This is a genomic window from Streptomyces coryli (assembly GCF_011044975.1).
In the GTDB taxonomy this organism is placed as follows: Bacteria; Actinomycetota; Actinomycetes; order Streptomycetales; family Streptomycetaceae; genus Streptomyces; species Streptomyces coryli.
In genome coordinates, this window is sequence record NZ_JAAKZV010000318.1 from 1 (window position 1) to 7,763 (window position 7,763).

The window sequence follows — 7,763 nt, forward strand, 5'->3', positions numbered from 1 at the left end:
CACTCGGGGGTGTGGTGGTGGGAGCGACGCAGATCCATGGTGCTGGACGCGTCGCTGGCGGCGGTGTCCGCCGCCGAGTGCGGGGCGGAGGGGGTCAAGTTCGCCTGGGAGGCGGGCCTGCCCGTTGCCGTCGGCGTGGTGTTCGGCGTGCTGGCAGGTGCCGTGCTGCTGCTGCGGCGGCGGTGGCCGATCGCGGTGGTGCTGGTCGCGATCGCGATCACGCCGGCCGAGATGGGTTTCCTGCTGTCGGTCGTCGGGCTCTACACCCTGGCCGCCTCAGAAGTGCCGCGGCGGATCACGGGCGTGCTGGCCGCGATGTCGGTGGCGGGCCTGCTGATCGTGACCTTCCTGCGGATGCACCACGAGATGAACGCGAACACCGGGCACGCCGAGGTGTGGCTGGTCTCGCTCGTCGCCGTGCTGATGTCGCTCGGGATCACCGGGCCGCCGGTGCTGCTCGGCCTCTACGTCGGCGCCCGGCGCCGGCTCGTCGAGTCGCTGCGCGAGCGCGCCGCGGGCCTGGAGCGGGAGCTGTCGCTGCTCGCGGACCGGGCGGAGGAGCGGGCCGAGTGGGCGCGGGGCGAGGAACGGACCCGTATCGCGCGGGACATGCACGACGTCGTGGCGCACCGGGTGAGCCTGATGGTGGTGCACGCGGCCGCGCTCGAGGCGGTGGCCGTGAAGGACCCGGACAAGGCGGTACGGAACGCGGCCCTGGTCGGGGACATGGGGCGGCAGGCGCTGACGGAGCTGCGGGAGATGCTCGGGGTGCTGCGGAGCGACGCGATCGCGCCGGGGGACGCGTCGGCGGCGGCCTCGTCGTCGGCTGCCGCCGCGCGACCGGGGCGGTCTCATGGCGCGGCGGTCGCCGTTGAGGAGGAGAACGGCGGCCCATGTCTCGATGACCTCGAGGAGTTGATCGGGGAGTCCCGGGCCGCCGGGATGCGCGTGGAACTGACCGTGGACGGAGAGCGCGGCTCGTATGCGCCGCAGGTGGAGCAGACGCTGTACCGGGTGGTGCAGGAGGCACTGACGAACGTGCACAAGCACGCGCCGGGGGCGTCGGCGACTGTGCGGCTGGCGCATCGGGAAGGCGGCGAGGTGGCTGTGCTCGTCGTGAACGGCCCCTCGGAGGTCGGGTCCCGTAATGCGGGGCTGCCCAGCGGGGGCAACGGGCTGATCGGGATGAAGGAGCGCGTCGCGGGTCTCGGCGGCGGCTTCGTGTCGGGGCCGACGGACGAGGGCGGTTTCCGGGTGTCGGCGGTGCTGCAGGGCGCGCCTCAGGCGCTGTAGGGGCGGGGCCGGGAGTCCGCGTCACCGCGTCGCTCCCCCGTCCCCTCCTTGAGAGGGCGCTCTACGACGGCAGGCGGGCCGGGAGGGTGCCGGTGATCAGCGCTGCCAGGGCCGCGTCGATGTCCGCGCCCAGGTAGTAGTCGCCGCTGTGGTCCAGGGCGTAGACGCGGCCCTCGGCGTCGATGGCCAGGACCGCTGCCGGGGTGTGCCCCTCGCCAGAGGTCTCCGCGCCGAGCGGGGCCACCTCCGTGTCCAGCGAGCGGCCGAGGTCGGCCAGGGTGCGGGCCAGGTGGCGGCCGTGGGACGGGTCGATGATGAACGCTGGCGGGGCCACGTGCAGGCCCGGGCCAGGGCCCGTAATGCGGAGGGTGCCGAATTCCGCCCAGGCCTCGACGGCGGCGGGGAAGACCTGGTGGCGGTGGCCGCCGGGGGAGGCGTGGGCGCGGAGTTCGTCGGCCCAGGACTCGGCGCGCCTTATGTCCCAGCGGCCGGGGTGCCAGCCGGCGGTGCGCAGGATGTTGTCGACGGCCGGTGGGAAGCGGTGCGGGGAGCTGCGGTCGTACGCCGACGGGTTGGGCACAGTCGTCACTGACGGCCGTCCAGGACCCGGACGCCGAAGTGGGTGAGGAGCGCGGTGCAGGAGTGGCAGGGCGGGGCGAAGTGGCCGTGCAGCGGGTCGCCGTCCTCGCGGATGTGGCGGGCGGTGAGCTTGGCGTGCTTCAGGGCGCGCTTGGCCTCGCCGGTGGTGAGAGGTTTCTTCGCGGCGCGTTTGCCGCGGGTGGCCTCGGTGGCGGCCAGGTGGCGGGAGAGCAGGACGGGCTCCGGGCAGCGGCCGGTCCAGCGCTCGCGGCGGTCGGTGCCGAGCGCGTCGAGGAACTCCCGTACCAGCGGGTGGAGTTCGGGCGGACGGGCGGCCTTCGAGCCGGTACAGGTGAGGGTCTCGCCGCGGACCGAGAGCGCGGCGGCGACGGCCGGCAGGATGCCGTCGCGGCGGCGCACGGGCGTGGGCGGCCCCATGGGCCGGCTCCATCCGGAACGTGGATCTGCGGCAGTGTCATACATAACTCTGGTCAACCTCCCCCGTGTCTCGCAGTCGACAGCTTGCCACATTGTGGAAAGTCACAGCCGCAGGTCCGGCACGTCGAGAGCGCTTGCGGGAGGGGCCGACAAGTGTGAGAAGTCAGGCAAGCCCGTCATAGCGCTGACCAGGGCGGGACTGCCGGCGGCCACACCCCATAGGCTGTGCTCGAGCAACACGGATGTCAGGGGGCAAACGCGATGAGGACTGGCCAGGATGGCCGGCAAGCGAGCGGAGCTGTTTCCGGTCGAGCCGCCGTGCCACCCAACAGCGCCTACGCCGGGCAGGTCGTGACCTTCCCGGATCCGGTACGGGCGAGCCGCTATCCGCAGGGCGTGCGGGTGGACTCCGAGGGCTACCCGGACTTCTCGCCGTACGCCCGCGCCGCCGCCGAGATCGCCGAACCACCGACCGGGTTCGGCATCGACGAGCTGCGGCTGACCGATTACGTATCGGCGAACGCGGCGCTGGCGGCCAAGGGCGACGACCTGTTCGAGGGGCTGCCCCCGGTGGCCACGCCGCTCGGCTGGACCTGGCATCACGTGGCCCGTTCACGCCGCATGGAGCTGATCCCCGTCGAGGTGAAGGCGCTGCTGCGCCACCACGGCGGTCTTGCGACGGCCGCGGTGAACCAGGACAAGCGCGGCACCCGCCCGCTGCAGGAGACCCGCCCCGTGCACTTCGCGCTGCCCGCGAGCGGCGTCTCGGTGACCGAGGAGCAGGTGCAGGGCGCCGAGGAGACGCTCGGATACCGGCTGCCGGGGGCGTACCGCTCCTTCCTGAAGGCGGCCGGCGGCTGCGCGCCCAAGGCGCCGGCGCTCGACCCGGAGCTGGGGCTGCTGGTGGACCAGCCGTTCCTCACGCTGCGGGACGAGCCGTCGATGGACGACATCGTCTACGCCAACAAGTGCCTGCGCGACCACCTGACCAAGGACTTCCTGGGCGTCGCCTTCCTGCAGGGCGGGGTGCTCGCGGTCAAGACGAAGGGTGACCGGCGCGGCTCGGTGTGGCTGTGCCCGTACGACGACGCGCGTGATCACGACGGTGCGTACACGGTCGCGGAGCGGATGGAGCGGCTGCTGCTGTTCTGCGGCGCCGACTTCGACGACTTCCTGGAGCGGCTCGCCGGCGGTCCGCCGGAGCTGGAGACCGTGGCGAACCTGATGGTGGACGGCGGCTTCGCCCGCGCCGTCCCGGTGAAGGGGTGACGAGCATGGTCACTATGGCGCAGGCGCAGGAGCGCGCCGAGAAGTGGGTCAATGGCGGTGTCTCCGCGTACGAGCACCGTGAGGTGAAGGTGCGCGAGTTCGGCCTGGGCTTCGTGGCCTGGGCGGAGGACCGCGCGGACGGGCCCGCGGTGGAGGGCTCGCAGCTGCGGATGGTGATCGCCCGCGAGTCGGGTGACGTCACGCTGTGGCCGTCGCTGCCGGTCGCCGAGGTGATCCGGCGGTACGAGGAGGAGTACGGGTCGGGGCAGGCTCCGGCGCCTTCGGCTCCTTCGGGGCGGGTGGATCTGGAGGCCACGTCCTTCCTGCTGACGCCGCCGGAGTGGCTGCAGGAGGCGGCGGACAAGATCGGGCTGGGGGAGCGATCCGGCGGTGGCGCCGGGGTGCCTGCGCAGGCGGGAGGGCCGGGCGCCGGCGCGCCTGGCGCGGCCGCCGGGCCGTCCGGGCCATCAGCGCCTGCCGGGCCTGCGGGTTCGTCCGCGCCTGGCACGCCTTCGGGGCCGGCTGCGCCTGCCGGTCCTGGCGGTCCTGGCGCGCCTTCGGCGCCCGAGCCGCAGCGCCCGGCGGCGCCTGCCGCTGCCTCCTCGGGTGGCGCGCAGTGGAACGACGCCGACTCCACCGATCAGCCCGCCACGGTCTTCGCGCCGCCGCTGAGCGGCTCCGATGACGACGACACTCCGCCGCCGCCGGCGGGCGTGCGCCCTGAGGCCCGTACCGAACGGATGCAGGGCCCGCCGGACCTGCCGCCGACGCAGCTGGCGCAGCCCGCGGTGCCGGAGCGGGCGGCCGGTCCTTCCGGCCCGAAGCCGCCGCCTCCGCCGGGGGCGCCCGGCGCCTCGCGGGGCGGGCAGACGCCGGGGGCGCCGAGCGCTCCGGGTGCGCCGGGAGCTCCGGGAGCCCCCGGTGCGCCGGGCTCGCCGGGTGGTCCGCCGCCCGCGCGGCCGGGCGGCGGTGCCGGAGACATTGCCGAGGCCGATACGAGCAAGGCCGAGGCGCCCGTTTCGCGCGGCGCCCGCCGTGGCTCGGGTCCGAGCGTGCCGCCGCCTCCGGGCGCCCCGGGCACGCCGGGCGCGCGCTCCAACCCGTCGGCTCCGTCCGGGCCTTCGCAGGGTCAGGGCGGCGATGACAGCGCGGCGCGCGCTTACATTCCGACGCAGCTGGTGCCGCAGTCGGAGGGGAATCTTCCGATGCCGGGCGGTCAGCAGCCTCCGCCGCCCGCGCCGGGTGGTCCTGGTGCTCCGCCGCCGCCTGCTCCGGGTGGGCCGGGCGGTCCGCCTCCGGGTGGTCACGGCGCACCTCCGCCGCCGCAAGGTGCCGCTCCCGGTGCTCCGGGCGCACCTCCCGCAGGGCATGGCGCTCCGCCGCCGCCCGGTCCGGGTGGTCCTGGCGGTCCTGGTGGTCCTGGCGGGCCGCCGCCGGGTGGCCCCGGCATGCCCCCGCCGCCGCACGGCGCGGGCCCCGGCGCTCCGATGGGGCCGCCTCCGGGCGCTCCGGGCGGCGGTGGCTACGGCTACCCGCAGCCGCCTGCCGGCGTGCCCACGGTCGGTCCCGGCTATCTCGCCGTGCTCCGCTACCGCGCCACCGACGGCTCCGAGCAGCAGGTCATGCGCCGCTCGGCGCCCGGCACCCCGCACCCGGAGTGGCAGATCCTGCACGAGCTGCGCGGCATGAACATCCCGCCGCAGCAGGTGCTCGAGCTGCACACCGAGCTGGAGCCGTGCGACCTGCCCGGCGGCTACTGCGCCCGCATGATCAAGGAGACCTGGCCGCAGGCGCGGCTGTCGCACACCGCCGCGTACGGCCGCGACCACGCCTCGCGCCAGCAGGGCATGCAGCACCTGATCGAGCACCAGGGCGAGCTGCACCAGGTCGCCGACGGCCCGGCCCGCCCGCGGCCGCAGCGGGTGCCGCTGCCGGGGCGCGGGCAGGTCCAGCCGGCCCCGCCCGTACCGCCGCAGGCGATCGCGCAGGAGCTGACGCAGGCCTTCGGGCCGCAGGGCATCCACCGTTACGACCAGCGCGCCGTCTCCCGCCAGGGCGTGCCGGACGTCGTCGCGCAAAACCTCGTGTGGGCGGGCCTGCCGGTCGACTTCGGCCCGTTCTTCTGGGCGCAGGCGCAGCCGGGCCGGCCGGTGCCGACGCTCGCCGAACTGGCCGCAGAGCAGCGGGTGCAGGCGGCGCCCGACGCCGGCTCGTATCTGGTGATGGGCAATGACTTCGGCCGTCAGCTGTGCGTCCAGTACGGCACCGCGCACATCGTCGCGGTGCCGATGGAGGCGGCGCCGGGCGGTGGGTCGCAGACGCCGCAGTTCGTGAACTCCGGGCTGCCGGAGTTCGCCCGCTGTCTGGCGATGCTGGGCCGGATGTGGCGGCTGCGGTTCGGGCTTACCCCCGATCAGGCGGGCCGCTGGACGGTTGATTTCCAGACCCAGCTGATGGCGCTGGACCCTGCCGCGCTGGAGGGCCCCGACCACTGGTGGTCGGTGCTGCTCGAGCAGATGTGGGACGGGCTGATTTAGTCCTGACCTAGCCCTGACCTAGTCCTGACCCAGAAGAAGCGGCTCAGCCGCCGCGCACGCGACAAGCGCCCCGCCGGTCTCCGGCGGGGCGCTTTCGTGCATCCTTGACCGGAAAGGACGCGGAGTGTCGTTTTATGACCGTTTCGCTCTGATCCTGCAAGATGACCGCCGACAGCTGGATCGCCGTACGAAGGAAAGGGCTCGCGGAATGAGCGCAGACGCCGTAGTCAGGCCGCCCGGAAGCTTCAGCACGGTCCGTGGCGGCAAGGGCTTCCGCCGGGAGCAGGTCGACGCGGCGGTCCTCCGCCTCGCCGACGAGCGCGACGCCGCCTGGGAGCGTGCGGCCCGCCTTACGGTCCTGGCCAAGGACATGGAGGCCGAGCTGGTCGCGGCAAGGGCGGAGCTGGACGCGTTGGGCGAGCAGTCCTTCGCGGAGCTCGGCGACCGCGCCCAGTTCCTGCTCGCGCTGGCCGAGGAGGAGGCCGCGGAGCTGCGCCATGCCGCCCGCACGGAGGCGGAGCGGGTGTGCGGCGGTGCGGAGGGCGCGGCGACGGCGGCCCGGGAGACCGCGCAGATCTACGCCGACGAGCTCATCGCCGAGGCGGAGGCGCGCTACAAGGGCTCGTACGGCGCCAAGCAGCAGGAGGCGGAGGAGCTGCTGGCGACGGTCCGCGAGGCCGCCGAGGCGGACCGCCGCGAGGCCACGGAGGCCCTGGAGGAAATGCGCCGCCGCACGGCGGGCATGCTCGCCGACTCCGGGCAGGAGTGGACGGCGGCCGAGGCCGAGCTGGAACTGGAAATGCGCGAGCGCGCCGAGCAGATGGACGCGGACCTGGCCGACCGGGCGGCGTACGTGCAGCGGATGCTGGCGGAGGCGCAGGCGGCGCATGCCGCCGCGGAGGAGGACACCCGGGCCGTCGCGGACGAGGCGGCGGCGCGCGCCGAGCACATCCTGGCGGAGGCCCGGGTGCGGGCGGAGCGCATCGAGCACGAGGCGGAGCGGGGGCGTCGGGAGGCGGACCGCCGGAGGGAGGAGCTGCAGGCGCACATGGAACACATCCGCAGCAGCTTGACGGCGATCACGGGGCGGCATCCGGATGGGGCACCGGAGAGTGGAGGGTCGGTGCCGGGGTCGCGGTCGGGGGAGTGAGGGGCGGGGTCGTGCACAGGCTGTGGATAACGTGACGGCCCGGCGCTGCTGTACGGCATCTCCCTCCGCGGTGCAGGGCTAGGCGCGTCACTCCGCCTCGTGCGGCCCGGCGGTGCACCGCGTCACCTCGTGGGGTCCGGCGCTGCACCGCACCGCAACTCCCCGTCACGCCCGGCGCTGCACCGCGCACCTCGCCCCACCCTGTCGAGCCCGGCGCTGCACCGCGTCACCTCGTCCCGCCCCGCGCATCCCGCCCGGCGCTGCACCATGCACTCCGCGCCGCACAGCACCTCCGCGCCTGGCGCTGCGCCGCGTCACTCCGCCTCACCCCGCCCTGCCTCGCACGGCGGTACACCGCGTCACGTCGTCGCACCCGGCGCCGCACCGCACCGCCCCCCGCCCGGCGCTACACTGCGTCACTCCGCCTCGCCCCCTGCCTAGCCCCGCGGTGCATCGCATCACCACGTCGAGCCCCGCTGTACTGCGTACCCCACCCC

The 7,763-nt window shown here is 74.6% G+C and carries 6 protein-coding genes; 4 read left to right on the forward strand and 2 right to left on the reverse strand.

Annotated features, from left to right (window positions below; genetic code table 11):
- The first annotated feature begins 9 nt into the window (after positions 1-9).
- Positions 10-1,293, forward strand: a complete 1,284-nt coding sequence (locus tag G5C51_RS37765; RefSeq protein WP_338118451.1) for a sensor histidine kinase — start codon at positions 10-12, stop codon at positions 1,291-1,293.
- Between the two features lie 61 nt (positions 1,294-1,354).
- Here G5C51_RS37765 and G5C51_RS37770 read toward each other — a convergent pair whose 3' ends face one another.
- Positions 1,355-1,882, reverse strand: coding sequence for an SUKH-3 domain-containing protein (locus G5C51_RS37770; protein ID WP_165244714.1), 528 nt, complete (start codon positions 1,880-1,882; stop codon positions 1,355-1,357).
- Complete coding sequence (locus G5C51_RS37775; protein WP_240930197.1) at positions 1,879-2,310, reverse strand: YwqJ-related putative deaminase; 432 nt, start codon at positions 2,308-2,310, stop codon at positions 1,879-1,881. The genes G5C51_RS37770 and G5C51_RS37775 overlap by 4 nt, the downstream gene beginning before the upstream one ends.
- A gap of 261 nt (positions 2,311-2,571) precedes the next feature.
- On the opposite strand from G5C51_RS37775, the gene G5C51_RS37780 reads away from it, so the two are divergent.
- The 3 genes from G5C51_RS37780 (at position 2,572) to G5C51_RS37790 (ending at position 7,266) form a co-directional block, all read left to right on the forward strand.
- Positions 2,572-3,579 (forward strand): HNH endonuclease, encoded by a 1,008-nt coding sequence (locus G5C51_RS37780; RefSeq protein WP_165244718.1) that lies wholly within the window; start codon positions 2,572-2,574, stop codon positions 3,577-3,579.
- 5 nt (positions 3,580-3,584) lie between these two features.
- Positions 3,585-6,116 (forward strand): SUKH-4 family immunity protein, encoded by a 2,532-nt coding sequence (locus G5C51_RS37785; protein WP_165244720.1) that lies wholly within the window; start codon positions 3,585-3,587, stop codon positions 6,114-6,116.
- Positions 6,117-6,324: 208 nt separating this feature from the next.
- On the forward strand, positions 6,325-7,266 hold the full coding sequence (locus G5C51_RS37790; RefSeq protein ID WP_165244722.1) for a coiled-coil domain-containing protein: 942 nt from the start codon (positions 6,325-6,327) through the stop codon (positions 7,264-7,266).
- Positions 7,267-7,763 lie beyond the last annotated feature (497 nt).

Bases quoted from the DNA above. Each gene is read 5' to 3' on its own strand.
- G5C51_RS37775 (WP_240930197.1), bottom strand. From the start codon at position 2,310: ATGGGGCCGCCCACGCCCGTGCGCCGCCGCGACGGCATCCTGCCGGCC.
- G5C51_RS37785 (WP_165244720.1), top strand. From the start codon at position 3,585: ATGGTCACTATGGCGCAGGCGCAGGAGCGCGCCGAGAAGTGGGTCAAT.
- G5C51_RS37780 (WP_165244718.1), top strand. From the start codon at position 2,572: ATGAGGACTGGCCAGGATGGCCGGCAAGCGAGCGGAGCTGTTTCCGGT.
- G5C51_RS37790 (WP_165244722.1), top strand. From the start codon at position 6,325: ATGAGCGCAGACGCCGTAGTCAGGCCGCCCGGAAGCTTCAGCACGGTC.